19 protein-coding genes and 2 pseudogenes are annotated in these 25,535 nt (G+C 67.6%); 9 read left to right on the top strand and 12 right to left on the bottom strand.

The annotated features are described in order from the left end of the window. Entirely contained in the window at positions 1 to 831 is an 831-nt protein-coding gene (locus NJD74_RS11480; protein WP_102788990.1) for an ABC transporter ATP-binding protein, read from the bottom strand. Positions 832 to 834: 3 nt separating this feature from the next. Further along, positions 835 to 1,947 (bottom strand): ABC transporter permease, encoded by a 1,113-nt coding sequence (locus NJD74_RS11475; RefSeq protein WP_070426576.1) that lies wholly within the window; start codon positions 1,945 to 1,947, stop codon positions 835 to 837. 159 nt (positions 1,948 to 2,106) lie between these two features. On the opposite strand from NJD74_RS11475, the gene NJD74_RS11470 reads away from it, so the two are divergent. Continuing rightward, a complete protein-coding gene (locus NJD74_RS11470) occupies positions 2,107 to 3,366 on the top strand; it encodes a threonine/serine exporter family protein (protein ID WP_019182566.1) in 1,260 nt (419 codons plus the stop codon). A 90-nt stretch (positions 3,367 to 3,456) separates the two neighbouring features. Here the strand turns inward: NJD74_RS11470 and NJD74_RS11465 are convergent. The 3 genes and pseudogenes from NJD74_RS11465 to NJD74_RS11455 all read right to left on the bottom strand — a co-directional run. Continuing rightward, a pseudogene (locus tag NJD74_RS11465) lies at positions 3,457 to 3,831 on the bottom strand (H-NS histone family protein); the annotation flags it as partial. Between the two features lie 152 nt (positions 3,832 to 3,983). Next, positions 3,984 to 5,675 (bottom strand): proline--tRNA ligase, encoded by a 1,692-nt coding sequence (locus NJD74_RS11460; protein ID WP_070471681.1) that lies wholly within the window; start codon positions 5,673 to 5,675, stop codon positions 3,984 to 3,986. A gap of 97 nt (positions 5,676 to 5,772) precedes the next feature. Further along, positions 5,773 to 6,147, bottom strand: a complete 375-nt coding sequence (locus NJD74_RS11455) for a DUF4124 domain-containing protein (protein WP_019182563.1) — start codon at positions 6,145 to 6,147, stop codon at positions 5,773 to 5,775. Positions 6,148 to 6,282: 135 nt separating this feature from the next. Here NJD74_RS11455 and pssA point away from each other — a divergent pair, with 135 nt between their 5' ends. From pssA to rimI, 3 genes are read left to right on the top strand one after another with little or no spacing between them, the layout of a single operon-like run. Further along, positions 6,283 to 7,062, top strand: coding sequence for a CDP-diacylglycerol--serine O-phosphatidyltransferase (gene pssA / locus NJD74_RS11450; protein WP_019182562.1), 780 nt, complete (start codon positions 6,283 to 6,285; stop codon positions 7,060 to 7,062). Further along, positions 7,059 to 7,541, top strand: coding sequence for a hypothetical protein (locus NJD74_RS11445; protein WP_102788991.1), 483 nt, complete (start codon positions 7,059 to 7,061; stop codon positions 7,539 to 7,541). The genes pssA and NJD74_RS11445 overlap by 4 nt, the downstream gene beginning before the upstream one ends. Continuing rightward, positions 7,538 to 8,035 (top strand): ribosomal protein S18-alanine N-acetyltransferase, encoded by a 498-nt coding sequence (gene rimI / locus NJD74_RS11440; RefSeq protein ID WP_019182560.1) that lies wholly within the window; start codon positions 7,538 to 7,540, stop codon positions 8,033 to 8,035. Before NJD74_RS11445 ends, rimI begins: the two co-directional genes overlap by 4 nt. Before the next feature lie 98 nt (positions 8,036 to 8,133). On the opposite strand, the gene NJD74_RS11435 is transcribed toward rimI, so the two are convergent. The 5 genes from NJD74_RS11435 to NJD74_RS11415 form a co-directional block, all read right to left on the bottom strand. Beyond that, complete coding sequence (locus NJD74_RS11435) at positions 8,134 to 8,958, bottom strand: DMT family transporter (RefSeq protein ID WP_102789035.1); 825 nt, start codon at positions 8,956 to 8,958, stop codon at positions 8,134 to 8,136. Between the two features lie 94 nt (positions 8,959 to 9,052). Continuing rightward, a complete protein-coding gene (locus tag NJD74_RS11430; protein WP_102788992.1) occupies positions 9,053 to 11,821 on the bottom strand; it encodes a valine--tRNA ligase in 2,769 nt (922 codons plus the stop codon). Between the two features lie 43 nt (positions 11,822 to 11,864). Next, positions 11,865 to 12,071 carry a proteolipid membrane potential modulator gene (locus tag NJD74_RS11425; protein ID WP_070471683.1) on the bottom strand — a complete coding sequence of 69 codons (207 nt, stop codon included), beginning with the start codon at positions 12,069 to 12,071 and terminating at the stop codon, positions 11,865 to 11,867. Between the two features lie 45 nt (positions 12,072 to 12,116). Further along, positions 12,117 to 12,542, bottom strand: a complete 426-nt coding sequence (locus tag NJD74_RS11420; protein WP_046273804.1) for a DNA polymerase III subunit chi — start codon at positions 12,540 to 12,542, stop codon at positions 12,117 to 12,119. A gap of 85 nt (positions 12,543 to 12,627) precedes the next feature. After that, positions 12,628 to 14,106, bottom strand: a complete 1,479-nt coding sequence (locus NJD74_RS11415; RefSeq protein WP_102788993.1) for a leucyl aminopeptidase — start codon at positions 14,104 to 14,106, stop codon at positions 12,628 to 12,630. A gap of 104 nt (positions 14,107 to 14,210) precedes the next feature. Here NJD74_RS11415 and lptF point away from each other — a divergent pair, with 104 nt between their 5' ends. Next, the gene (lptF, locus tag NJD74_RS11410) at positions 14,211 to 15,290 is read left to right on the top strand and encodes an LPS export ABC transporter permease LptF (protein WP_102788994.1); all 1,080 of its coding nucleotides are present in this window, start codon (positions 14,211 to 14,213) and stop codon (positions 15,288 to 15,290) included. A 14-nt stretch (positions 15,291 to 15,304) separates the two neighbouring features. Next, complete coding sequence (lptG, locus tag NJD74_RS11405) at positions 15,305 to 16,396, top strand: LPS export ABC transporter permease LptG (RefSeq protein WP_026069680.1); 1,092 nt, start codon at positions 15,305 to 15,307, stop codon at positions 16,394 to 16,396. Between the two features lie 331 nt (positions 16,397 to 16,727). On the opposite strand, the gene NJD74_RS11400 is transcribed toward lptG, so the two are convergent. After that, positions 16,728 to 17,225, bottom strand: a complete 498-nt coding sequence (locus NJD74_RS11400) for an RDD family protein (RefSeq protein WP_254427829.1) — start codon at positions 17,223 to 17,225, stop codon at positions 16,728 to 16,730. A gap of 71 nt (positions 17,226 to 17,296) precedes the next feature. Here NJD74_RS11400 and xerD point away from each other — a divergent pair, with 71 nt between their 5' ends. Both xerD and NJD74_RS11390 read left to right on the top strand, forming a co-directional pair. Continuing rightward, positions 17,297 to 18,274 carry a site-specific tyrosine recombinase XerD gene (gene xerD, locus NJD74_RS11395; RefSeq protein ID WP_102788996.1) on the top strand — a complete coding sequence of 326 codons (978 nt, stop codon included), beginning with the start codon at positions 17,297 to 17,299 and terminating at the stop codon, positions 18,272 to 18,274. Between the two features lie 104 nt (positions 18,275 to 18,378). Next, on the top strand, positions 18,379 to 19,158 hold the full coding sequence (locus NJD74_RS11390) for a thioredoxin fold domain-containing protein (RefSeq protein WP_070471687.1): 780 nt from the start codon (positions 18,379 to 18,381) through the stop codon (positions 19,156 to 19,158). Between the two features lie 99 nt (positions 19,159 to 19,257). Here the strand turns inward: NJD74_RS11390 and NJD74_RS11385 are convergent, their stop codons facing one another. Then, entirely contained in the window at positions 19,258 to 21,366 is a 2,109-nt protein-coding gene (locus NJD74_RS11385) for a glycosyl hydrolase family 18 protein (protein WP_319624205.1), read from the bottom strand. A gap of 293 nt (positions 21,367 to 21,659) precedes the next feature. On the opposite strand from NJD74_RS11385, the pseudogene purL reads away from it, so the two are divergent. Next, a pseudogene (purL, locus tag NJD74_RS11380) lies at positions 21,660 to 25,531 on the top strand (phosphoribosylformylglycinamidine synthase). The last annotated feature ends 4 nt before the right edge of the window (positions 25,532 to 25,535 follow it).

Here is a 25,535-nt window from a genome sequence, read left to right as displayed (position 1 = left end):
TTACTCGCTCTCGTGCTTTGCATCGCGCGCAGCACGCGCGCGCGGTCCGTGGAAGTACTCCTGGATCCACGGGTGGTCCAGTTGTTCGATCTCGTGGAGCGGGGCATTGGCGATGACTTTCTTGTCGGCCAGCACCGCCACCCGGTCACAGATCGCATACAGCGTGTCCAGATCATGTGTGATCAGGAAGACCGTCAGGCCCAGCGCTTCCTGCAGGGTCTTGATCAGGCGGTCGAAGGCGGCCGCGCCGATCGGATCCAGCCCGGCGGTAGGCTCGTCCAGGAACAGCAGCGGCGGGTCCAGCGCCAGCGCCCGGGCCAGGCCGGCGCGCTTGCGCATGCCGCCGGACAGCTGCGAGGGCAGCTTGTTGATCGCATCGGCCGGCAGGCCGGCCAGCTTCACCTTGAGCAGGGCCAGCTCGTAATGCCAGCGCTCGGGCAACTCGCCGTGGTGTTCCTTCAGCGGCACCTGTACGTTCTCGCCCACGGTGAGCGAGGAGAACAGGGCGCCATCCTGGAACAACACGCCGGTATTGCGTTCGATATGCAGGCGGTTGGCCGGGTCGCTGGAACGGGCGTCGACGCCGAGTACCTCGATCTGGCCGTCATCGGGCGTGCGCAGGCCGAGGATGCTGCGCATCAACACCGACTTGCCGGTACCCGAGCCGCCGACCACGCCGAGAATCTCGCCGCGGCGCACGTCCAGGTCCAGCCCGTCGTGCACGACCTGCGCGCCGAAACGGTTGGTCAGCCCGCGCACGCGGATCAGCAGTTCACCATCACCGGTGGCGGCGTCGTCGCGGTCCATGGCCGGAGCGGTATCGGTGCTCATCGGTTACCAGCCCATCTTCATGAACCACAGCGCGGCGAACGCGTCGAGGATGATCACCAGCGAAATGGCCTGCACCACGCTCGAGGTGGTGCGCTCGCCGACCGACTGCGCGGTGCCTTCAACCTTGAGGCCTTCCAGGCAGCCGATCAGGCCGATCACCAGCGCGAACACCGGGGCCTTCGACAGGCCGACCAGCATGTTGCGCACTTCCATGGTGTCGTGCATCCGCGCGATGTACATCTGCGGCGGGATGTCCAGATCGAACGCGCCGACGGTGATGCCACCGGCCAGGCCGGCGACCATCGCGATGAAGGTCAGCAGCGGCAGGGTGATCAGCAGGGCGATCAGGCGCGGCAGCACCAGCAGGTCGACCGGGTCCAGGCCGAGCGTCTTCATCGCGTCGATTTCTTCGCGGGCCTTCATCGCGCCGATCTGCGCGGTGAACGCACTGGCGGTGCGGCCGGCCAGCACGATGGCGGTCAACAGCACCGCGAACTCGCGCAGGAAGGCGATGCTGACCAGTTCGACTACATAGATCTCCGCGCCAAAGTCGCGCAGGATCGTGGAGCCGAGGAAGGCGATCACCGCGCCGACCAGATACGACAGCAGGGCCACCAGCGGCACCGCGTCCAGGCCGACCTGCTCCATCTGCGCGACGGTAGCAGTGAGACGGAAGCGGCGCGGTTCCTTGATCAGGCGCGCGCCCTTGACCAGGTTCTCGCCCAGGAAACTGGCCAGCGCCACGATGTTGTGGCCCATGCCGTGCACGCTGACACCGAGCCGCTCCAGCGCGGCCAGCACGCCGAAGTCGCGTTTGGCCTTGGGCCGGTCGTCGGCGACTTCCTCGATGGTGGAGACCAGCGCGCGATGCTCCTCGCGGAACGTCACCGCGTCCTCGCCCAGGTCGGCGCGGTGCGCGACACGCAGCAGCTGCAGCACACCGGCTGAATCGAGCAGGGTAATGCCGCTGGCGTCCAGGCCGGTCACTTTCTCCGGAAGGCCGCGCAGCACTTCGGCCGCGTCCAGCGCGGTGCGTAATGTCCAATGGCCAGACAACCGGATCAGGCCGGGGTCCTGGGCATCCTGCTCGAGATGGGGGGCTTGGTCTGAGGTCATGTAGGCGTCCTGCGCGCAGCATACCCTGTCCGGGTGCATGGCTCGCGTATGCGCCGGACCGGTCCGTACACGCCGCTCGGCACTGCCGGGCATGCGCGCGCCAGCATCATGACACCGGGATTCTTCAGGCCGGGGCGTGTTCGGGTAATACTACGGCGCATGTCTGCCGACGCCCCCACCATCGTTGCACCACCGGCCACCTACGCTCAGCGCGTGGCCTTCGTTTCGGAAATGGCCGGGCGCCTGCACAGCTATGGCACCACCGCGCAGCGGCTGGAGGCGGCGGTGGTCGCCCTGGCGCAGCGGCTGGACCTGGATTGCGAGCCGTGGTCGAACCCGACCGGCCTGATCCTGAGTTTCAGCGACCCCACCAAGGCTATCGGTTCGTCGGACATCACCCGCGTGATCCGCCTGGCCCCCGGCGAAAACGATCTGCATAAACTCAGCATCGCCGACCAGATCACCGATGCGGTGGCCAACGGCACCATGAGCATCGCGCAGGGGCATACCGCGCTGCGGCAGCTGGACAAGGACCCCGGGCGCTGGGGCAAGGTCCGCACGATTCTCTCCTACAGCCTCGGCGCGGCCGGCGTGGCCGGGCTGTGGAAACTGCCGTGGCTGGATATCGCCACCGCCGGCGTGATCGGCCTGCTGATCGGCGTCATGGGCATGTACACCGACCGCCGCCCGGCCACGCGCGAGGCCAACGAAGCCCTGGCGGCGCTGCTTGCCGGTTCGGTGGCAACGCTGGTGGCCTCGTTCATCGGCGCGCTCAACCTCAATACGGTGATCATCGCCTCGCTGGTGGTGCTGCTGCCCGGGATGTCGCTGACCAATGCGGTCAACGAACTGGCCAGCCAGCACTGGGTCTCGGGGACGGCACGCTTCGCCGGTGCGGTGACCACGATTCTGAAACTGACGGTGGGCGCGGTGATCGCGGTGACCCTGTCCGGCATCGTCGGGCTGGAACCACTGGTGCGCGCGTCGCGTCCACAGGCCGATTGGGTCGAGTGGGGTGCGTTGCTGCTGGCCGCCTTCGCGTTCGCGATGCTGTTCAAAGCCAACCGGCGCGATTTTCCGTGGGTGATGGCCGCGGCGGTGGCCGGCTATGCGATTTCAAAATTCGCGGGCCAGGCGTGGGGCATACCGGCCGGCATTTTCATGTCGGCGATGCTGCTCACGGCCGCAGGCAACCTGTTTGGTCGCCTGGCGCAGCGCCCGGGCGCGATCATCCGCTTGCCCGGCATCATCATGCTGGTGCCCGGCAGTACCAGCCTGCGTGGCGTGCTGACCCTGGTCCAGCAGCAGGACATGAGCGCCGGCCAGACCGTGCTGATGACCGTGCTCAACGTGGTGATGGCACTGGTGGCCGGGCTGCTGTTCGGCAATCTGCTGATCCCGGCACGCAAGAATCTTTGACCGCCGCGGCCATCGCGCAGGTGTGCACCAGGAACGAAAACGCCGGCGCGAGGCCGGCGTGTCCATGTGCGTCAGTAACTGACCGGCTTACTTCTTGATCAGGAACTCTTCGACCTTCTTGCCCTTGGCGGTATGCGCGGCCAGCCAGCGCGGCTGCTTGCCACGGCCGGTCCAGGTTTCCTTCGGGTTGGCCGGATTGCGGTACTTCGGGGCCACCTTGCCAAGCTTGCGCACGGCCTTGGCCGGGGCCTTGGTCGCTTTGCCCGCGGCACGACCGCGTGCGGCCGGGGCGGCGCCGCCGAACAGTTCTTCCACCGAATAGCCCTGGGCCTTGGCCAGCTTGGTCAGCTGCGCGCGGACCTTGCTGATCGCCGGACGCTTGGCCACGATGGTCTGCTGCTTCTTGGCGTTCTTGATCAGCGCGCCCAGCTCTTTGGCGGACAGGCCGCTCAGGTCAATGCTCATCTACTACTCCGCAATATATTAAGGACAGGGTGAGCCGGTCCTTGGCATCGGAAACAGCATACATTCTCTTTTGCGAAATACACAAACAAACCGGAGATATTGAAACCGGGTCCGCCATTGAAAAGGCCGGGTTATTCACCCGGCCTTTGTCATTACTGCGTCAACTTCGCCAGCAGTGCGTCCTTGTCCAGGACTTCCGCTTCGGCCGCGCTGCGCGCGCGGTACTCGAACGTGCCGGCGGCGACACCGCGTTCGGACACCACGATCCGGTGCGGCACGCCGATCAGTTCCATGTCGGCAAACATCGCGCCCGGGCGCAGGCCGCGGTCGTCCAGGGCCACGTCCAGGCCGGCGGCCTGCAGCTGTGCAAGCAGCTCGGCGGCAGTGGCCGACACGGTCTCGTCCTGCTTCGGGTTGATCATGCAGACCACTACCTGCCACGGCGCCATCGCGTCGGGCCAGATAATGCCGGCGTCGTCATGATTCTGTTCAATCGCCGCAGCCACGATGCGCGAAATGCCGATGCCGTAGCAGCCCATCGCCAATACCGCAGCCTTGCCGTTCTCGTCGAGCACGGTCGCATTCAACGCCTGCGCATACTGGCGGCCGAGCTGGAACACGTGGCCGACCTCGATGCCGCGCGCGATTTTCAGCTCACCCCCATCGGCGGCGCGATCACCGGCCTTGGCGTTGCGGATGTCCGCCACTTCCGGTTCGGGCAGGTCACGGCCCCAGTTGACGCCGGCGATGTGGAAACCGGCTTCGTTGGCGCCGACGACGAAATCGGCCAGCGCGGCGACGTCGCGGTCGGCGACGATGCGGATCGGCTGGGCCGGATTGAGCGGGCCGAGGAAACCGGGCTGGCTGCCCAGGTGCGTGGCGATCTCCGCCTCGCTGGCCATGCGGTAGCCCTGCAGGCCCTCGACTTTACCGAGTTTGATTTCATTGACGTCGTGATCGCCACGCACCAGCGCCAGCACGAAGCCGCCCTCGCTCATGATCGCGATCGACTTGACCGTGCGCTCCAGGCCCAGGCCGAGCAGGGCGGCCACCGCTTCACAGGTTTTCTGCGTGGGCGTGTCGACCTTGCGCAGTGCTTCGCTGGCGGCCGGGCGCTCGCCCGGGGCCGCGGCGATGGCCGCTTCCATGTTCGCGGCGTAATCCGAGCCGGTGGAAAACACCAGCGCGTCTTCGCCGGACTCGGCGATCACGTGGAATTCCTGCGAGGCGTCGCCACCGATCGCGCCGGAGTCGGCCTGCACCATGCGGAAATCCAGGCCGAGGCGGGTGAAGATGCGGGCATAGGCCGACTTCATGTTTTCGTACTCGCGCACCAGGCACTCATCGTGCAGGTGGAAGGAGTACGCATCCTTCATCAGGAACTCGCGCGCGCGCATCACGCCGAAACGCGGGCGGATCTCGTCGCGGAACTTGGTCTGGATCTGGAAGAAATTGACCGGCAGCTGCTTGTAGCTGGACAGCTCCTGGCGCGCGAAATCGGCAGCGGCCTCTTCGGCAGTCGGGCTGTAGCAGAAGACCTGCTCCTTGCGGTCCTTGATCTTCAGCAGCTGCGGGCCGAACTTTTCCCAGCGGCCGGTGGCTTCCCACAGTTCCTTGGGCTGGAGGGTCGGAATCTGGAATTCCACCGCGCCGGCACGCTCCATTTCCTCACGCACGATGCGCTCGACCTTGCGCAGCACGCGCAGGCCCAGCGGCGACCAGGTGTACAGCCCCGAGGCCAGCTTGCGGATCATGCCCGCGCGCAGCATCAAGCGGTGGCTGGTCAGCTCCGCGTCGCTGGGGGTTTCCTTGGTGGTGTGCAGGTGGAACTGGGAGAGGCGCATCGTCGGCTTCGCTGAACGGCAGAAGCCGATATTCTGCCAGTCCGGCCGCCGCGATGGGTGCTGGCGGTGGTTTTTGGCCCTTGCGGGGACCGGCGGCTCAGGCCTTGGGCGTGCAGTACGCCTGGATGGCGGCCTCGGCCAGGGTCCTCTGGGCGCTGCGCTGCGCGTCGGTCAGGGCGGTATCGGCCTTGCCGTCGCCATCGGTGTCCTGCATGACCTTGCCTGGCCCATCGAGCAGGACGATATTGCCGCGGGCGGTGGTGCAGTCGCTGTTCTCGGCCGGGGCGGCCGCCGCCTCGCGCGGGGCCGGGTCGCGGTGTTGGACCTGGCGGGCCTCGTATTTCTGCCCGGTGGGCGGCTTCTCCGAATACTGGGTCACGCCATGGGCGTCTTTCCACTTATAGACGTTGCCGGCACTGGCCGTCGCACTGGCGAGCAGCAGCAGGGCGCTCAGACGGGACAGGGCACGCATGGCGACTCCGGAGACGGGGCAGAAGCGCGATTGCAGCACCCCGGGCCGGCGCTGGCAAGCCGATCACGGCAGCAATGGCAGGGCGCGGCGCGCTGGCACTGCCCCAAAGGGCACCGCAGCCACTAAACTGGCCGCATGGATCAACTGAAACCCCCGCCGCGCTCGCGCAGCATCTACCTGCTGCCCAACCTGTTCACCACCGCAGGCCTGTTCGCCGGCTTCTACGCGATCATCGCCGCGGCCAACGGCGACTTCGTCAATGCCGCCATCGCCGTGTTCGTCGCGGCGGTCATGGACGGCCTGGACGGCCGCGTGGCCCGGCTGACCGGGACCAGCAGCGAATTCGGCGTGCAGTACGACTCGCTGGCCGACCTGGTCAGCTTCGGCATGGCCCCGGCCCTGGTGATGTACCACTGGTCGCTGTCCTGGCTGAAGTTCGACGACCCGGTACTCGGCCGCGTCGGCTGGGCGGTCGCCTTCCTGTATGCCGCCTGCGCCGCGTTGCGCCTGGCCCGCTTCAATACCCAGGTCACGGTGGTCGACAAGCGCTGGTTCATCGGGCTGGCCAGCCCGGCTGCCGCCGGCCTGATGATGTCCTTCGTCTGGGCCTTCGCCGATGGCAACCTGGGCTGGGACGGCAACCAGCTGCGCTACGTCGCCCTCGGCGTGACCCTGGTCTCGGCCCTGCTGATGGTCAGCCGGATCCGCTTCTGGAGCTTCAAGGGCAGTGGCGAGAAAGGGCCGCGCGCGGACCGCGTGCCGTTCCTGGCGCTGGCCCTGGTGCCGATCGCCATCGCGATCATGGTCATCGATCTGCCGCGCGTGCTGTTCGCGGTGGGCCTGGTGTATGCCCTGTCCGGCCCGTGCTACTGGGTGTGGCAACGCACCCGCAGGCCGGTCGAGCCGAACGCGTGAGCGGGCAGGCGCTGCCGCCATTGTGGTCGCCGGCGCAGCAGTCCTGGCTGCAGGCCATGGGCTACACGGTGTTCGTCGACGGCAGTGTCGCGCCCGAGGCGGTGGTGATGCCGGAGATCGAGCTGCGCGCGGCCCCGGTGGCCGAGCCGCCGGTGCCCGTACGCCCCGCACGGCCGGCGCCATCGGCGGACGCGCCCGCACCGGTACGGCGCAGTGCCCCGCGCACGGTGGAAGCAGGCGCGCCCAGCAGCCCGCCGGCCGCGACACCCGTGCGCGCGAGCGGTGGCCGCCGCGCCGCGGTGCGGATGCCTGATCGCCTGCAGATCGCGCTGCTGCGTGCCTCCGGCTGCAACCCTGCCGAACCGGATACCCAGGCCTTGATGGCCAGCTGGAACCTGGATGAACTGCGCGGCAGTGCGGCCGCCAAGCGTGCGTTGTGGCCGCAGTTGCGTGCCCTGCGCAGGAAGAACCGCCCGTGAGCGCGGTGAGCTCGCCACGGCCGTTGTCGCTGCGCGCGCTGCGCGAAAGCGACCTCAATGCGGTGATGGCGATCGAGGTGCGCGGGTATCCGTACCCGTGGACCCGCGGCATCTTCCAGGATTGCCTGCGTGCCGGTTATCCCGGCCTGGCGATGGAAGAGGACGGCCTGCTGATGGGCTACGGCCTGCTCAGCATCGCCGCCGATGAAGCCCATATCCTCAATATCTGCGTGGACCCGCTGTGCCAGTCGCGCGGCCACGGCCGGCATCTGCTGCGCGCGCTGGTGAAGCTGGCCCGCGACCACGGCGCGCACCGCGTGTTCCTGGAAGTGCGCCCGTCCAATGCCCCGGCGGTGGCGCTGTACCACAGCGAGGGCTTCAACGAGATCGGCCGCCGGCCGCGCTATTACCCCGCCCGCGAGGGGCGCGAGGACGCGCTGGTGATGGCCATCGAACTGGTCGACGACGATATCCAGGTGATGCCGCCGCTCTGACGTCCCGATGTAGAGCCACCCCATGGGTGGCTGCTGTTCGATCCGGCCCGTACGGGGTGTGGCTGTCGGAGACAGGCGCAGCCACCCATGGGGTGGCTCTACGTGATCCGCAGCACCACTGCCCCGAGCACGATCAGGCCGGCGGCGATCCAGCGTTGGCGGGTGACCCGTTCGTGCAGGATCCAGGCCGAGATCAGGATGCCGAACAGGATCGAGGTTTCGCGCAGCGCGGAGATCATCGCGATCGGCGCGACCGTCATGGCCCACAGCGCCAGTCCGTAGGAGACCAGCGTGCCGATGCCACCGATGATGCCGTAGCCCCAGTTGCGGCGGGCATAGTCGCGCAGCGCGCTGGCCCGGGTGCACAGCGCCCACAGTGGCAAGGGCAGGCCGGAGAGCAGGAACAGCCACAGCGTGTAGCTCACCGCAGCGCCGGAGTGGCGTGCACCCCAGCCGTCAACCAGCGTGTAGGTGGCGATGACACCGGCATTGAGCAGCGGCAACCACAGATGTTGGCGCGAGGTGCCGCGTGTCATGCACAGGATGCCCAGGCAGATCAGCCCGATGCCGGCCCAGGCGACCCACTCAAGGCGCTCACCGAGGAACAGTGTGCTGACCAGCGCGACGAGGATGGGCGCGCAGCCCCGCATCAGCGGGTAGGACGCGCTCATCTCGGTCAGCTGGTAGGTGCGGGCGACCAGCAGGTAATACCCGACCTGGAGCAGTGTGGAGGTCGCCAGCCACGGCCAGCTCTGCGGCGCGGGTACGGGCAGGAACGGCAGGCCGATCGCGGCGATCACCGCCGCCGAGCCGGTGACCAGCAGCGTGGTCATCAGCTTGTCCGTGCCGCGTTTGACGATCGCGTTCCAGCTGGCATGCAGCAGGGCGGCGAACAGCACGATGCAGAAGATGGACAGCGACATCATCGGCCCAAGGTGGAGCCACCCATGGGTGGCTGCGCGTCATCCCGCCCCGGAAGGCAGCCACGCATGGCGTGGCACTACCTCCCCCCAGCGCTTACAGCTTCGCGCGCTGCGAGCGCAGGCCATCCAGCTGGGCGGTCCATTCGACCAGGCGCACGCGCTCCTGCTCGACCACGGCCGCCGGCACCTTGTCGGTGAACTTGGCCAGCTTGGTCTCGCTCTTTTCCTTCTCCGATTCCACCCGGGCGATTTCCTTGTCCAGGCGCGCGCGTTCGGCGCCCAGATCGACCAGGCCCTCCAGCGGCACCAGCAGGGTGAGATCGCCCACGATCGCAGCGGCGGCCGGCGGCGTGTCGCTGCCGTTGGCCAGCCATTCGATGCGCTCCAGCTTGAGCAGGAACGACAGCGACGAGGTGAAACGGGTCATGCGCGCGCGGTCGTCGTCGTTGCCACCCTGCAGCAGCAGCGGCACCAGCTTGGACGGCGGCACGTTCAACTCGCTGCGCACGCGGCGCAGCGCGTTGACCATCGACTTCAGCCATTCCACGTCGGCTTCGGCACGGGCGAAATCACCCGCGAACTCCTCGGCGGTCGGGTACGGACGCAGCGAGATGGTGTCGCCGGTGATGCCCAGGCGCGGGGCGACCTGGCGCCACAACTGCTCGGTGACGAACGGGGTCAGCGGGTGCAGCAGGCGCAGCAGCGCTTCGAGCACGTACAGCAGGGTGTGGCGGGTGCTGTTGGCGTCATCGGCGTCGGCACCGTTGAGGGCCGGCTTGGTCAGTTCCAGGAACCAATCGCAGAACTCGTTCCAGGCGAATTCGTACAGGCACTGCGCCAGCAGATCGAAGCGGTAGTTGGCGTAATGCGTCTGGGCTTCGGCCGAGACCGCGGCCAGGCGCGCCAGAATCCAGCGCTCGGCATCGGTACGCGGCTGCGGCACGCCGGTGAAGCTGCTGCCCTCGGTGTTCATCAGGGTGAAGCGGCTGGCGTTCCACAGCTTGTTGCAGAAGTTCTTGTAGCCCTCGGCGCGGTTCATGTCGAACTTGATATCGCGGCCGTGGGTGGCCAGCGCGGCGATGGTGAAGCGCAGCGCATCGGCACCGTGGGCGATGATGCCCTCGGGGAATTCGCGGCGGGTCGCCTTCTCGATCTTCGGCGCGTCCTTGGGCTTCATCAGGCCGGTGGTGCGCTTGGCGACCAGGTCCTCGATGGAGATGCCATCGATGATGTCCAGCGGGTCGAGCACGTTGCCCTTGGACTTGGACATCTTCTGGCCCTGCGCATCGCGGATCAGGCCGGTGATGTAGACGTCCTTGAACGGAATCTTCCCGGTGAAGCTGTCGGTGGCCATGATCATGCGGGCCACCCAGAAGAAGATGATGTCGAACCCGGTGATCAGCACCGACGACGGCAGGTAGCGCTCGAAACCGCGCGCGTCCATCGCCTGCTCGTTCGGCCAGCCCAGCGTGGAGAACGGCCACAGCTGCGAGGAGAACCAGGTCTCCAGCACGTCGCTGTCCTGGTGCAGGGCGACATCGGCGGCAAGATTGTTCTTCGCGCGGGCCTCGGCTTCATCACGGCCGACATAGCAGTTGCCCGCGTCGTCGAACCACGCCGGAATGCGGTGGCCCCACCACAGCTGGCGGCTGATGCACCAATCCTGGATGTTCTCCATCCAGTGGCGGTAGGTGTTGATCCAGTTGGCCGGGACGAACTGGATGCCGCCGTTCTCGACCAGCTCCAGGCCGCGCTTGGCCAGCACGTCCATCTTCACGAACCACTGGTCGGTCAGGTACGGCTCGATCACCTGCTGGGTGCGATCGCCACGCGGCACCTGCAGCTTGTGTGCACGGGTCTCGACCAGGATGCCCAGGTCTTCCAGCTCGGCCAGGATCACCTTGCGCGCCTCGTAACGGTCCAGCCCGCGGTACTTCTCCGGGGCGTTGTCGTTGATCGCCGCGTCCGGGGTGAACAGGTTGATCATCGGCAGGTTGTGGCGCAGGCCGACCTGGTAATCGTTGAAATCGTGGGCGGGGGTCACCTTGACCACGCCGGTACCGAACTCGCGGTCGACGTAATCATCGGCGATCACCGGAATCTCGCGATCGGTCAGCGGCAGCTTCACCTTCTTGCCGATCAGGTGCGCGTAGCGCTCATCGTCCGGGTGCACCATCACCGCGGTGTCGCCCAGCATGGTTTCCGGGCGGGTGGTGGCCACGGTCAGGGTGCCGCTGCCATCGGCCAGCGGGTAGCTGATCGACCACAGGAAGCCGTCTTCCTCCACGCTCTCCACTTCCAGATCGGAAATGGCGGTCTTCAGCACCGGATCCCAGTTGACCAGGCGCTGGCCACGGTAGATCAGGCCCTGCTCGTGCCAGCGCACGAAGGCCTCGATCACCGCTTCGGACGGCTGCGGGTCCATGGTGAAGGTGCTGCGCGACCAGTCGCTGGAGGTGCCCAGGCGGCGCATCTGGCGTTCGATGGTGTCACCGGACTGCGCCTTCCACTCCCACACCTTTTCGATGAAGCCGTCGCGGCCCAGCGAATCGCGGGTTTCGCCCTGGCCGGCCAGCGCCAGGTTGCGCGACACCACCATTTCGGTGGCGATGCCGGCGTGGTCGGTACCCACCTGCCACAAGGTGTCGTAGCCGCGCATGCGGTGGTAGCGCACCAGCGCATCCATCAGGGTCTGCTGGAAGGCATGGCCCATGTGCAGCGTACCGGTCACGTTCGGCGGCGGCAGCAGGATGGTGTACGGCTCGCCCTTGCCGGACGGCTTGAAATGGCCGGCCTTCTCCCACGCGTCGTACAACGCGGTTTCAAAGGTTTTCGGGTCGTAGCTGGAGGCGAGTTGGGTCATGCGGGAACCAGGATCGAATACGGAAGGTGGGGGTGCCGGAAGCTCAGCGCCCTAAGGCGCGACGGATCTTCTGGCCGGTATGGAACGGTGAGACCGCGCAGGCGGCCCAGATCGCGGCGGGCCGCCAGCCAGACAGGGACAGCCGACTGACAGTCGGCGCTACCTTCGAGACGTTGAGGATGCCTGCGATCGGGCGGCCGATGGTGAAGAAGGCGGACCAGGGAAAGATCAGGGCGATCAACAGGCGCATCAAGGGTCTCCGGGGGCGGCGGCGACCGGACGGACGCCACGCGGGTTACATGTCGTACTTGTTCAGCTCAAAGCCCAGCGCCTTGTACTGGCGCCAGCGCTCGCGCAGCGGTTCGCGCGCTTCCGGGTCGGCCGGGACCACCTCCAGCACGCGGTCGCAGGCGGCCAGGTAAGGATCGTCACGCAGGTTGATGACCAGCGGCCGGGCCGGGGCCTCGGTACCGGGAACGGCGATCAGCACCAGCGCCTCTTCCTCGTCCATGTCTTCGCCGGCGATCTGGTGCGGGATGTAGGCATCGTTGTCGAACGCCCACAGCAGTTCGTCCAGTTCTTCGGCCTGGGCCTGGTCGCGTGCCAGCACCAGGGTGAACAGCCCGGCGTCGTTGGCCTTGCGGGCCAGCTCACAGACCAGCCGCAAGGGCTCGGTCAGGAAGCGGGGCTTGGCGATCAGGTAAAAATCAGCACGGGACATGGCAGGGCCTGGAGCGAAGGGAGAACCCGGCGCCAGGCCGGGCGGGATCGCGGCTACCGATGGGCGGCCGCGATCGGGCAGGGCATCAGGCGCGGGCGACCTGGTCCAGCAGCCACTGGCTCAGCAGGCCGACCGGGCGACCCGTGGCCATGCCGCGCTTGCCTTCATCGCTGGCCACGCCGGCGATGTCCAGATGGGCCCAGCGCTGGCCTTCGGTGAAGCGCGACAGGAAGCAGCCGGCGGTGATCGCACCGGCCCAGCGGCCGCCGATGTTGTAGATGTCGGCGAAGCTGGAATCCAGCATCGGCTGGTACTCGTCCCACAGCGGCAGGCGCCAGGCGCGGTCGAACACGTGCTCGCCGGCGGCCAGCAGCTCGTTGGCCAGATCGTCGTGCTTGCTCATCAGGCCGGCGGTCTGGTGGCCCAGGGCGACCAGGCAGGCACCGGTCAGGGTGGCCACGTCGATCAGCGCGGCCGGCTCGAAGCGCTGCGCGTAGGTCAGCGCGTCGCACAGGATCAGGCGGCCTTCGGCGTCGGTGTTGCCGACTTCGATGGTCTTGCCCGACATCGAGGTGATCACGTCCGACGGGCGGTAGGCATTGCCGTCGATGGCGTTTTCCACCGCCGGCACCACCACCACCAGGTTCAACGGCAGCTTGGCCGTGACGGCCGCGACGAAGGTGCCGATGACGTTGGCGCCACCGCACATGTCGTACTTCATCTCTTCGATGCCGCCCTGGGTCTTCAGGTTGACGCCACCGGTATCGAAGGTGATGCCCTTGCCGACCAGCACGTAGGGCTTGGCGTCGCCGCCGTTGCTCCACTTCAGCACCACCAGGCGCGGGCGGTTGGCCGAGCCACGGGCCACGGCCAGCAGCGAGCCCATGCCCAGCGCTTCCATCTGCTGCTCGTCCAGGATCTCCGCTTCGGCGCCGTCATGGGCCTGGGCGAAGGCGACCGAGGACTCGGCCAGGTAGGCCGGGGTGCAGACGTTCGGCGGCAGGTTGCCCAGTTCGCGGGCGTACTGCACGCCGGCGGCGATCGCCTGGCCCTGGGCCAGCGCCTGGGTGTCGGTGCCGGCGATGGCCAGCGTGGTCAGGCCGGGTTCGTCGGCCTTCTTCTTGCCCAGCGTGGCGCTGTAGCGGTAGGCGGCGTGGTCGGCGGTGATGATGGCCTGGCGGATGTTCCAGGCGGCATCGCGGCCCTTGACCTCGATCTCGGTCAGGGTGAACAGCGCGTGGTGGTTGACCCCGCTCTTCAGGGCGCGGCTGGCATCGCCCACGGCCTTGAGGTACTGCGGCACGCCGAACTTGGCCGGCTCACCGAGCCCGACCACCAGCACGCGTGCGGCGGTGACGCCGGGCAGATCGTGCAGCAGGGTCGTGTTACCGGTCTTGCCGCCCACGTCGCCGCGGGCGATCAGGGCCGACAGGCGGCCACCGGACGCTGTGTCCAGGGCCTGTGCCGCCGGGCTCAGGGTCTGGTCGGCATAGGCGCCGACGATGACGCAATCGCACTCGGCCGAGGCCGGTGCTGCGTGGTTCAGGGTGAATTCCAGGGCCATTGATCAGATTCCGTTGGCAAATCCGTACAATCGCGAGCTGTTTACGTCCCGTCAGTAGACTGGGCAGCACCGCGAACGAATCCGAGAGTTTAAACCACCGCCCCATGTCGAAGCTCGATCGCTATCTCCTGCGTGATTTCGTCCAGAGTTTCCTGGCCACCCTGATCGTGTTGCTGGTGGTGAGCGTCGGTGGTGTCCTGGTGGACATCCTCGGCAACATCGCCGACGGCCGCCTGCCTGCCCGCCTGCTGTTCTCCCAGCTGGGCCTGCAGTTCATCGTCTATATGCCGCTGATCCTGCCGCTGGCGCTGATGCTGGGCCTGCTGCTGGCCACGGCCCGGCTGTACCGGGACTCGGAAATGGCGGTCATCACCGCCATCGGGGTCGGCCCCAAGCGCCTGCTGCGCCCGGTGCTGATGCTGGTGGTGCCGGTGGTCGGGCTGATCGCCCTGTGCTCGCTGTGGCTGGGCCCCTGGGCCGACCGCACCGGCGAGACGATGATCGACGAGGCCAACCGCAGCGTGGTCATGGCCGGCCTGGAGGCGGGCAAGTTCACCCCGCTGCCCAATGGCGGCGTGGTCTACCTCTCCTCGGTCTCCCCGGACGGCACCCAGCTGGGCAAGGTCTTCCTGCAGCGCCAGAAGGAGGACCGCCTCGAGGTGATCTCCGCCGATCACGGCCGGATGTACTTCGAAGGCGCCAAGCAGCGCTATCTGGAACTGGACGATGGCCACCAGGTGGAAGGCCCGGCCAATGGTGCGCTGGACTACAAGCTGATGACCTTCGCGCGCAACGACGTGGCCATGCCCGACGGTGCCGAGACCCGCAAGGACGATGACCCCGAGCTGCTGCGCACCACCCAGCTGTTCGGCGATGAACGCCCCGAGGCCCAGGCCCAGCTGCACTCGCGTATCGCCCCGCCGCTGATCGCGCTGGCCTTCGCCCTGATGACCCTGCCGCTGGCCCGCAGCTCGCCGCGCCAGCAGCGCTACGGCCGGATGATGCTGGCCTTCCTGGCCTACATGGTCGGCATGAACCTGATGTTCATCGGCACCCGCTGGATCGCCGATGGCAAGATCCCCGCCGTGGCGGGCCTGTGGTGGCTGACCCTGCCGCTGCTGTTCCTGGCCCTGTGGATGTATTTCCGCGACGGCAAACTGTCGCGCCCCCGGAGGACCGCATGAACGTGTTGCGCCCCATGCGGTTTGATCTGTACCTGGGCCGTGCCGTTTTCGGCACCGTCCTGCTGACCTGGGCGGTGCTGGTCGGCCTGGACGTGGTGATGGCCTTCTCCGGCGAGTTCAAGGATGTCGGCAAGGGCAGCTATACCCTTGGCCACGCCGCCGCCTGGGTGCTGTACACCGTGCCCCGCCGTGCCTACACCTTCTTCCCGACCGCCGCCGTGATCGGCGCGCTGATGGGGCTGGGCCAGCTGGCCGCCACCTCCGAACTGACCGCGCTGCGTGCGCTGGGCCTGTCGCGCAAGCGGCTGAGCGTTTCGGTGGCGATCGCGCTGTCGCTGATGACCGCGGTGATGGTGTTCAGCGGCGAAACGCTGGGCCCTTGGGGCCAGAGCAAGGCCGACGACATCAAGATCAGCGCCAAGTGGGGCAGCAGCCTCAGCGCAGCCCGCTATTCGGGCGTATGGGCGCGCGAAGGCGACACCTTCCTCAATGCCCAGAGCGGCGATGAGCAGTTGCAGGCCGGCGGTGGCACGCGCCTGATCCTGCACGACGTGCGCCTGTACAAGATCGCCGACGACGGCCGCCTGGCCTCGCTCACCTATGCGACTACCGCCGAGCACGGCGCCGACGGCTGGGTGTTGAACAAAGTCCGCCGCGACACGTTCGGTGAGCGTTCGGCCACCCGCGAGACGGCCGAGTCCGAGCCGTGGGATTCACGCCTGGATGCGGCGGCGCTGGCCAGCGGCATTTCCAAGCCGCGCAACCTGACGGCGATGGATCTGCGCACCAGCATCGAGTACCGCAAGCGCAATGGGCTGGACGCGCGCGATTACGAGGATGTGTACTGGAGCCGCTGGTTCTATCCGATCAATGTGCTGGCGCTGTGCCTGGCGGCGGTGCCGTTCGCGTTCGGTTCGCTGCGCAGCGGTGGCATGGGCAAGCGCTTGTTCCTGGGCATTCTGTTCGCGCTGGGCTTCTGGTTGCTGCAGTTGTTCTTCGGGCGCATGGCAGGTGCGTTGAAGTTCGATTACCGGATTGCGTATGCGCTGCCCCCGATCGTGATGATGGTGGTATCCGGGTTGTTGTTCCGACGAAAGTCGGGCTGATTTTTCTGCTCGAGCGGAAGATGTCAAACGCTGCAAGAGCCAAAGACCAAAGCCAAAGACCAAAGCCAAAGCGGCCACCATGATCTCTCAGGCAGGCGCGACGGGCTCACCATTCCGGGACCCGCCGCAAGTCCCGCTCCGCGGCCGGCCCAGCTGCTGGCGGCTGTGCGTTCGACCGGATGCGAGGCAGTGCCTCGCGAGCCATCCGCTCTCACCCATGTAGGCTCGTGTGCTGCCATCCATGGCAGCACACGGTCCCGGCCTGGTAATCCCGCCGCGCCTCCGACAGTGTGCTGGTGGGGGAGGGAGAGCAGCCGGGCATGGCCCGGCTCTACCGTCCTGATGGGTTGGCGCAGTGCTTCGGTAACCGAACAACCCGCGTCCCGCTGGCCCGGTCATGCCAGGTCAACCGCTGCCGATCCACCAGCGCCCACCAGAACCCCAGGCCGGCCGTCAGCACCGACAGGGACCCCACCGCATACCGCAGCCACAACTGCCTGCGCGTCGGCCCTGTGTCGTCCAGCGACACCACCCGCAACCGCCACGGCCGCATCCCCAGCGTCTGCCCGCCGCGGCGCCAACTCATCGTCGCGTACAGGCCTGTCACGACCCAGCAGCATGCCCACAACGCCCACTGCCACGCGCTGAACGGGGCGATGTTCTCCCGCGCTGCGTGACCGCTGATCGTGTAGACCGCCACGAACACCGCCCCCAGCAGCATCCACAGCGCCAGGGCGGGGAAGAAGTCGTACAACAGTGACAACAGACGCCACAGCAGCAACGATGCAGGGCGATCAGCAGCGGGGGACGACAGCGCGGTATCGGTCATGACCCGGAGCATACCCGGCCCGCTGCCCGCGTTCGATGGCCCACGCACGGCCTGCTCCGTATGCTGTGCGCATGTCCGATGCCACCACCCCCGCACTGCGCCGCCAGCTCATCCAGCACCTGCCCGAGCTGCGCGACGACGACAACGTCCGCATCCAGCGCTTCCTCGACACGGCCTGGGCCGAACACGGCCTCGCGCGTGCCAGTCTGGACAGCTACCGGCGCGATCTGGAAGGTCTCGCGCGCTGGCGCGATGGCGCGGCCGGGGGGCTGGCCGGTCTCGATCGCGCCGGGCTGTTCGACTACCTGGCCTGGCGCTCCCGCCATGGCTGGTCGCCGCGCAGCAATGCCCGCCTGCTTTCCGCGCTGCGGGCCTTCTTCGCCGATGCGGTCCGCCGCGGCGAGCGCAGCGATGACCCCAGTGCGTTGCTCGATCCGCCGAAGCTGCCGCGGCTGCTGCCCAAGGCGCTGGCCGAAAGCCAGATCGATGCGCTGTTGGCCAGTCCCGACATCGACACGCCGCTTGGGCTGCGCGACCGCGCCATGCTGGAGTTGATGTATGCCGCGGGCCTGCGCGTCAGCGAACTGGTCAACCTGCCGGCCAATGCCGTGAATCTGCGCCAAGGTGTGCTGCGCGTGACCGGCAAGGGCAGCAAGGAACGGCTGGTTCCGCTGGGGGAAGAATCCCAGCACTGGCTCGAACGTTATCTGGCCGAATCGCGCCCGCAGCTCACCGGCAAGCGCAACGTGCCGACGCCACAGGACGGCGCTGTGCCGATGTTTTTGGAGCCCTCCCTGCATCCCTTGAGCCGCCAGCAGTTCTGGGGGCTGGTGAAGAAGTACGCGGTGCTGGCCCGGATCGACCCCGCCCGGATCAGTCCCCATGGCCTGCGCCACAGCTTCGCCACCCACCTGCTCAACCGGGGCGCCGATCTGCGCGCCCTGCAGATGCTGCTCGGCCACAGTTCGCTGTCCACCACCCAGATTTACACGCTGGTGGCCCGCGAGCACCTGCAGAAGCTGCACGCCAAGCACCACCCGCGCGGCTGAGGCGGGGCCAAACGCGGCCGCGCCTCACCGTTCCACTGCGGTCCAGCTGCGTGAGCAGGCAGCTGTGCGAGAATCCAGCCTGACCTCTTACACCGGAATGCTCGATGCTCCGTGTTGCCATTGCGGCGCTCTTCGGCGCGCTCAGCCTGTCTGCCTGCGCGCAGCAACCGTCCGCTCCGGCGGCCAAGACCACTGCCGCCACCCCGGCCACTGCCGGTGATGCCGACCAGCGCGTGCGCACCGCGCTGCAGCAGCTGGACCCCACCTTCCAGCCTGATTTCATCGGGGCCGCGCCGTTTGCCGGTTTCCGCGAGGTGCTGGTCGGTGGCCAGGTGCTGTACGTCTCTGATGACGGCCGCTACCTGATGCAGTCCCAGCCGTACGACATCCAGAACAAGGCGCCGGTCAGCAGCCAGGGCCTGCTCAGCTACCGCCGCAAGCTGCTCGATGGCGTGCCGCACAACGAGCGCATCGTGTTTGCCGCGCCGAATGCCAAGTACACCGTCAGCGTCTTCACCGACATCGAGTGCGGCTACTGCCGCAAGCTGCACCAGGACATCGCCGAGCTCAACCGCAACGGCATCACCGTGGAATACCTGGCCTTCCCGCGCATGGGCCTGGGCAGCCAGGACTACACCGACATGATCTCGGTCTGGTGCGCTGCCGACCGCAAGCAGGCCCTGACCGCCGCCAAGACCGGCAAGGCCGTCACCCCGAAGAACTGCACCAATCCGGTGGCCATGCAGTACAAGCTCGGCCAGCAGATGGGCGTCAACGGCACCCCGGCGATCTTCGCCGCCGATGGAACCCAGCTCGGTGGCTACCTGCCGCCGGCGCAGCTCAAGGCCGCGCTGGAACGTGTCTCGGCAGGCGGCAGCCGCTGAAGACAGAACGCCCCGGCCAGGCCGGGGCGTTTTCGTTGTTGCGATCAACGCGGCGCGTCCCTGCGGGATCCGCGAGGCAGCGCCCCGTGTCAGGCGGGCTTACTTCAAGCCGTCACTGATCGCCTTGGTCAGGGTGCCCTGCGCATCATCGCCGCTGAACTCCCAGAAGAATGCACCGCCCAGGCCCTGTGCTTTCACATAGCCCATCTTCTCGGTGACCATCGCGGGCGTATCCAGACTCCAGAACGTGGTGCCGTTGGAGATCCACGTGGCCTTGGCGACGTTGTCGGTGTACACCGGCCAGTTGAGGGTCTTCAGCACCTTCCAATCTTCGATACCGGCTTCGTACGTGCCCGGTGCCGCGCCGCTGGCGCTCTTGTAGAGCCCATTGTTGCCGCTGGCCACGCCGGTCCAGCCACGCCCGTAGTAGCCGATGCCCAGGTTCAACTTGCTGGCCGGTACCCCGCGGCTGAGGAAGGCTTCCATCGCATCGTTGCTGTTGTAGAGCTTCTGGTCGCCGGTGGAGGGATCAGCCGGTGAATCGAACAGGGCCGAGTGATGGTTGGTCTGCGGATCCCATGCGCCGTGGAAGTCGTAGGTCATCACGTTGATGAAATCCAGGTACGGGTGGTAGCTGGCCGGATCGGTCACCCGGATCTTGTCCACGCCTGCGCCCACGGCCACCGTCAGCAGCAGCCCGGGCCGCACTGCGTCGAGCTGGCGGCGGAATTCGGCCAGCAGGGCGGTGAAGTTGGCATTGTCGGCCGGTGTGCCGCAGCTCAACCCGCAGGCCACCGGGTACTCCCAGTCGATGTCGATGCCATCGAACACGCCGAGTGCCGCACCCGCGCCGCCGGCACCATCGGCGACCGGCAGGTTGCCCTTGATGTAGGCATCGATGCACGAGGCCACGAACGCCTGCCGGTTGGCCGGCTGCGCTGCGCTGGAGAACCCGCGCGACCAGGTCCAGCCGCCGAGCGAGATCAGCACCTTGATGTTCGGGTGTTTGGCCTTGAGCTGCTTGAGCTGGTTCCAGTTGCCACGCAGCGGCTGGTCCCAGGTATCGCCGACGCCACTCACGCTGGCCCCGGCAGCGAAGGATTTGCCGTAATCAGCGTACGCATCGCCGCCCACGCCGGTGTTCGGGTCGGAGGCCTGGGTCACGCCCACTTCGCAGCGGTTGTTGCGCACGTTGCCGAAGGCGTAGTTGATGTGGGTCAGCTTCGCTGCCGAGCCGCTGGTATCGATGTTCTTGACCTGGTAGTTGCGGCCGTAGATGCCCCATTGGGTGAAGTAGCCGATCACCCGCTTGTTGCCGCCGCCCCCGCCATCGGCGGCCGTGGTCACGCTGATCGAACTGCTCTGCGCCGACGCATTCCCGGCGTTGTCACGCGCGCGCGCCGTGTAGGTGTAGGCCGTGCTCGCGGTGAGGCCGCCGTCGGTGTACTGGGTGGCACTCGGCGAGCCGACCAGGCTGCCGTTGCGGTACACGTCGTAGCCGGCCACGCCGCTGCCGCCGCTGTTGTCGGTGGCGGCATTCCAGGCCAGGTTCACCGTGGTGGCGGTCCTGGAAGGTGAAGCCAGCCCACCCGGCACGCTGGGCGGCGTGGTGTCGTTGCTGGCTGCGGTGACGGTCACGCTGACCGTGGCCGAGGAGGTCACCGCATTGTTGTTGTCGGTGGCCACCGCCTTGAAGGTGTGGCTGCCCGCCGAGGCATTGCTCCAGACCACGCTGTACGGCGCGCTGGTGTCGATGCCCAGCGAGGTGCCGCCGCGGAAGAATTCCACCTTGCTGACGCTGCCGTCGGTATCGCTGGCGTTGGCGCTCACGGTGATGTTGCTGCCGGCGGTGAAGCTGGCCCCGGCGGTGGGCGAGGTCAGGCTGACGGTGGGCGGTTGGTTGCTGCCGCTGCCATCGCAGGCGCCCAGGTTGGTGTAGTAGGGCGCGCCGGCCGGGTGGTCCGGCGGTGCGTTCCAGATGTCCTGGTTGGCGCGGTACAGCACGCCTCCCTTCTGCAGGGTCTGGCCGGCCAGATAAATGGCCGCGCCGTTCCATTCGGGCGCCCCGGTACAGTTCGCGGCCTGCACCAGGGTGGGCGTGCCGGCCGCAGCGGCCAAGGCCAGGGCCAGCAGCCAGCGCCGCGGACGCAGGGTGGGGGCTGGGGAGGTAGACGATGTCACTGCACGGCGCGCAATCGGGTCTGGCATGGTCGGTCTCCGATCAGGTGGTGTGCGCATGCCGCCGGGATGGCGGCATGCGTGCAGCAGTTCCGGACGCCGGTGAGAGAGGCCGGCAACGACATGGGGGACGGACGGCACCTGGCCGTGGGCCAGGTGGTGATAACGTTGTCATGTAATCGGCGGCCAATCCGTGAACCAGTGCATGGTTCGGGTGTGAACTGGGCTGGGCACCGCCTGGGCCTGCCGATCCCCGGGGCCGGGCCGCGGCGGCCGAGTTGGGTACAATAGTGGGCCCCGTTCCCAACCACGGTTCCCCGGACATGATGGTCCTCGAGGGCGCATCCGCCCTTTCGCCGTTCCGCCGCGAACGCCTTGAATCCCGCCTGCAGTCCCTGGCCGCCGATCTGCGCATCACCGGTGCCTGGCATGTCTACTTCATCCAGACCGAGGGCGATGCGGCCCCGGACCCGGCGATCCTGAGCCGGATCCTGGAAGCCCAGCCCGCGCTGGCCGGGCGTGAGGACGGGGCGGTATCGCGCTTCGTGGTGCCGCGGTTGGGCACGCTGTCGCCGTGGTCGAGCAAGGCCACCGAGCTGGTCCGCGGTGCCGGGCAGCCGATCCGCCGGGTCGAACGTGGCCTGCGTATCGATCTGGCCGGATGGCCGGCCGACGCGGCCGCGCAGGAAGCGGTGATCCGCGCGCTGCACGACCCGATGACCCAGTCCGTGCTGGCCGAGACCGCGCAGGCGCAGGCGCTGTTCAGCGCCCCGGCCCGCGGTGAGCTGGAACGGATCGCGCTGGATGACCTGGAAGCGGCCAACACCCGCCTCGGCCTGGCGATGGCCCAGGACGAGATCGACTACCTGCGCCAGCGCTTCGGCGAACTGGGCCGCAAGCCGTCGGACGTGGAACTGATGATGTTCGCGCAGGCCAACTCCGAGCACTGCCGCCACAAGATCTTCAATGCCAGCTGGACCATCGACGGTGCCGAGCAGTCGCACTCGTTGTTCCGGATGATCAAGAACACCCACCAGCAGACCCCGCAGCACACGCTGAGCGCCTACAGCGACAACGCCGCGGTGGTCGCCCGCGCTATCGCCCGGACCCGGCCAGCGGCCAGTACCGCAGCGAGGCCGTGGTCGATTCGGCGTTCTGCATCAAGGTGGAAACGCACAACCACCCGACCGCGATCGCCCCGTTCCCGGGTGCGGCCACCGGTGCGGGCGGCGAAATCCGCGATGAAGGTGCGACCGGCCGCGGCGGCAAGCCCAAGGCCGGCCTGACCGGCTTCTCGGTCTCGCATCTGCGCATCCCGACCCTGCCGCAGCCGTGGGAAGCGCCGCGCGCGCTGAACCCGCGCATGGCACCGGCGCTGGACATCATGCTGGACGGCCCGCTCGGCGGCGCCGCCTTCAACAACGAGTTCGGCCGCCCGAACCTGCTCGGTTACTTCCGCAGCTTCGAACTGCCCGAAGGGCAGGGCCTGACCCGCGCTTATGACAAGCCGATCATGCTGGCTGGTGGCCTGGGCGCGATCGACCAGAACCAGGTCGAGAAGCTGCGCCTGCAGCCCGGCGACGCGGTGATCGTGCTCGGCGGCCCGGCGATGCTGATCGGCCTGGGCGGTGGTGCCGCCAGCTCGGTGGCCTCCGGTGAGAGCGCCGAAGACCTCGATTTCGCCAGCGTGCAGCGCGACAACCCGGAAATGGAACGTCGCTGCCAGGAAGTGATCGACCGCTGCGTCGCGCTCGGCCTGGACAATCCGATCCGCTGGTTCCATGACGTCGGCGCCGGTGGCCTGTCCAACGCGATTCCCGAACTGCTGCACGACTCCGGCGTGGGTGGCGTGATCGATCTGGGCAAGGTGCCCGCCGATGACCCGTCGCTGTCGCCGATGCAGTTGTGGTGCAACGAATCGCAGGAACGTTATGTACTCGGCGTGCCGCAGGCGCGTCTGGCCGAGTTCGCCGCGCTGTGTGCGCGCGAACGTTGCCCGTTCGCCGCCGTTGGCGTCGCCACGGCTGAAGAGCGGCTCGTCGTGGCGTACGGCGCTACCGTGGGCAATACCCCGGTGGATGCCCCGATCGATCTGCCGATGGACGTGCTGTTCGGCAAGGCGCCGAAGATGCACCGCGACACCGTGCACCCGTCGGCGCCGCGCTGGCCGGCGCTGAAGACCGCGGGGCTGGACCTGCACGAAGCGGGTCTGCGCGTGCTGGCCCATCCCTCGGTGGCCTCGAAGAACTTCTTGGTCACCATCGGTGACCGCAGCGTCGGTGGCCTGACCGCACGCGAACAGATGATCGGCCCGTGGCAGCTGCCGCTGGCCAACGTCGCCATCACCTTGGCCGGTTTCGACACCGTGGCCGGCGAAGCGATGTCGATCGGCGAGCGCACCCCGCTGGCGCTGCTGGATGCGGCCGCGTCGGCGCGCATGGCGGTCGGTGAAGCGATCACCAACCTGTGTGCGGCGCCGGTGGATGCACTGGAAACGGTGAAGCTGTCGGCCAACTGGATGGCCGCGGCGGGCCATCACGGCGAAGACGCGCTGCTGTATGACGCGGTGCGTGCGGTCGGCATGGAGCTGTGCCCGCAGCTGGACCTGAGCATTCCGGTCGGCAAGGACTCGCTTTCCATGCAGGCGCAGTGGCAGGACAACGGGCAGGCGCACAAGTCGGTGTCGCCGGTGTCGCTGGTGATCTCGGCGTTCGCGCCGGTTGCCGATGCGACCGGCCAGCTGACCCCGCTGCTGGACCGTGACGCCGACAGCGAGCTGTGGCTGATCGGCCTGGGCGCTGGCAAGCAGCGTCTGGGCGGCTCGATCCTGGCCCAGGTGCACGCCGACCATTCCGCGCTGCCGGCCTTCGCCGGTGCCGTGCCGGATCTGGACGATGCACAGCGCCTGCGCGCGTTCTTCGAACTGATCCGCGATGCGCGCCAGGCCGGCCTGCTGTTGGCATACCACGACCGCAGCGATGGCGGTGCGTTTGCCGCGCTGTGCGAGATGGCCTTCGCCTCGCGCCTGGGCCTGGACATCACCCTGGATGCCTGGGGCGATGATCCGTTCCGCAGCCTGTTCAATGAAGAGCTGGGTGCGGTGGTGCAGATCGCCAAGGAAGACCGCGCCGCGTTTGCTGATCTGGTCGAACGCCATGCACTGACCGAATGCGCGCAGCGCATCGCGCGTCCGACCACCGCCCCGGTGGTGCGTGTCTCGCTGCAGGGCGAAAGCCTGGTCGAGTGGCGCTGGGAAGCGCTGTTCGATGCCTGGTGGTCGGTCACCCACGCCATGCAGAAGCTGCGCGACAACCCGGACAACGCCGACCAGGAGCGTGCGATCGCGCGCAACTTCAACGCGCCGGGCCTGAAGCCCAAGCTGACCTTCGATATCAACGAAGATGTGGCGTCGCCTTTCATCAACACCGGCGCACGTCCGCGCGTGGCGGTGCTGCGCGAGCAGGGTGTCAACGGCCAGATCGAAATGGCGAACGTCTTCGAACGTGCCGGCTTCAGTTCGTTCGATGTGCATATGAGCGACCTGATCGAAGGCCGTGTCGCGCTGTCCGATTTCACCGGCCTGGTGGCCTGTGGCGGCTTCAGCTACGGCGACGTGCTCGGTGCCGGCCGCGGCTGGGCCACCTCGGTGCTGGAGCGCAGCGCGCTGCGCGATGCCTTCGCGGCGTTCTTCGCCCGCGAAGACAGCTTCGCGCTGGGTGTGTGCAACGGCTGCCAGATGATGAGCCAGCTCAAGGACATCATCCCCGGTGCCGAGCACTGGCCGCAGTTCCGCCGCAACCGCAGCGAGCAGTTCGAAGCGCGCACCGCGCTGCTGGAAGTGGTGGAATCGCCGTCGATCCTGCTGCGTGGCATGGCCGGTTCACGCCTGCCGGTCGCGGTGGCACATGGCGAAGGCCAGGCGGTGTTCGCCAATGCGGTCGATCAGGCGGCGGCGCGCGTGTCGCTGCGTTACATCGATGGCGACGGCAACGTAGCCACCCAGTACCCGCTGAATCCGAACGGCTCGCCCGACGGCATCACCGGCCTGACCACCACCGATGGCCGCACTACGATCATGATGCCGCACCCGGAACGCACCCCGCGTGCGATCAACCACAGCTGGCATCCGCAGGACTGGAACGGCGATTCGCCGTGGCTGCGGATGTTCCGCAACGCAAGAGTATGGTGCGGCTGATACT

The sequence above is a fragment of the Stenotrophomonas sp. RG-453 genome (assembly GCF_033843685.1).
GTDB classification, from domain to species: domain Bacteria; phylum Pseudomonadota; class Gammaproteobacteria; order Xanthomonadales; family Xanthomonadaceae; genus Stenotrophomonas; species Stenotrophomonas bentonitica_A.
The sequence above is the reverse complement of the archived record's forward strand: the minus strand, read 5'-3'. Positions and strand labels throughout refer to the sequence as shown.

Coding starts and splice junctions, on each gene's coding strand:
- NJD74_RS11480 (WP_102788990.1), bottom strand. CDS start 831: ATGAGCACCGATACCGCTCCGGCCATGGACCGCGACGACGCCGCCACC.
- NJD74_RS11475 (WP_070426576.1), bottom strand. CDS start 1,947: ATGACCTCAGACCAAGCCCCCCATCTCGAGCAGGATGCCCAGGACCCC.
- NJD74_RS11470 (WP_019182566.1), top strand. CDS start 2,107: ATGTCTGCCGACGCCCCCACCATCGTTGCACCACCGGCCACCTACGCT.
- NJD74_RS11460 (WP_070471681.1), bottom strand. CDS start 5,675: ATGCGCCTCTCCCAGTTCCACCTGCACACCACCAAGGAAACCCCCAGC.
- NJD74_RS11455 (WP_019182563.1), bottom strand. CDS start 6,147: ATGCGTGCCCTGTCCCGTCTGAGCGCCCTGCTGCTGCTCGCCAGTGCG.
- pssA (WP_019182562.1), top strand. CDS start 6,283: ATGGATCAACTGAAACCCCCGCCGCGCTCGCGCAGCATCTACCTGCTG.
- NJD74_RS11435 (WP_102789035.1), bottom strand. CDS start 8,958: ATGTCGCTGTCCATCTTCTGCATCGTGCTGTTCGCCGCCCTGCTGCAT.
- NJD74_RS11430 (WP_102788992.1), bottom strand. CDS start 11,821: ATGACCCAACTCGCCTCCAGCTACGACCCGAAAACCTTTGAAACCGCG.
- NJD74_RS11425 (WP_070471683.1), bottom strand. CDS start 12,071: ATGCGCCTGTTGATCGCCCTGATCTTTCCCTGGTCCGCCTTCTTCACC.
- NJD74_RS11420 (WP_046273804.1), bottom strand. CDS start 12,542: ATGTCCCGTGCTGATTTTTACCTGATCGCCAAGCCCCGCTTCCTGACC.
- NJD74_RS11415 (WP_102788993.1), bottom strand. CDS start 14,106: ATGGCCCTGGAATTCACCCTGAACCACGCAGCACCGGCCTCGGCCGAG.
- lptF (WP_102788994.1), top strand. CDS start 14,211: ATGTCGAAGCTCGATCGCTATCTCCTGCGTGATTTCGTCCAGAGTTTC.
- lptG (WP_026069680.1), top strand. CDS start 15,305: ATGCGGTTTGATCTGTACCTGGGCCGTGCCGTTTTCGGCACCGTCCTG.
- NJD74_RS11400 (WP_254427829.1), bottom strand. CDS start 17,225: ATGACCGATACCGCGCTGTCGTCCCCCGCTGCTGATCGCCCTGCATCG.
- xerD (WP_102788996.1), top strand. CDS start 17,297: ATGTCCGATGCCACCACCCCCGCACTGCGCCGCCAGCTCATCCAGCAC.
- NJD74_RS11390 (WP_070471687.1), top strand. CDS start 18,379: ATGCTCCGTGTTGCCATTGCGGCGCTCTTCGGCGCGCTCAGCCTGTCT.
- NJD74_RS11385 (WP_319624205.1), bottom strand. CDS start 21,366: ATGCCAGACCCGATTGCGCGCCGTGCAGTGACATCGTCTACCTCCCCA.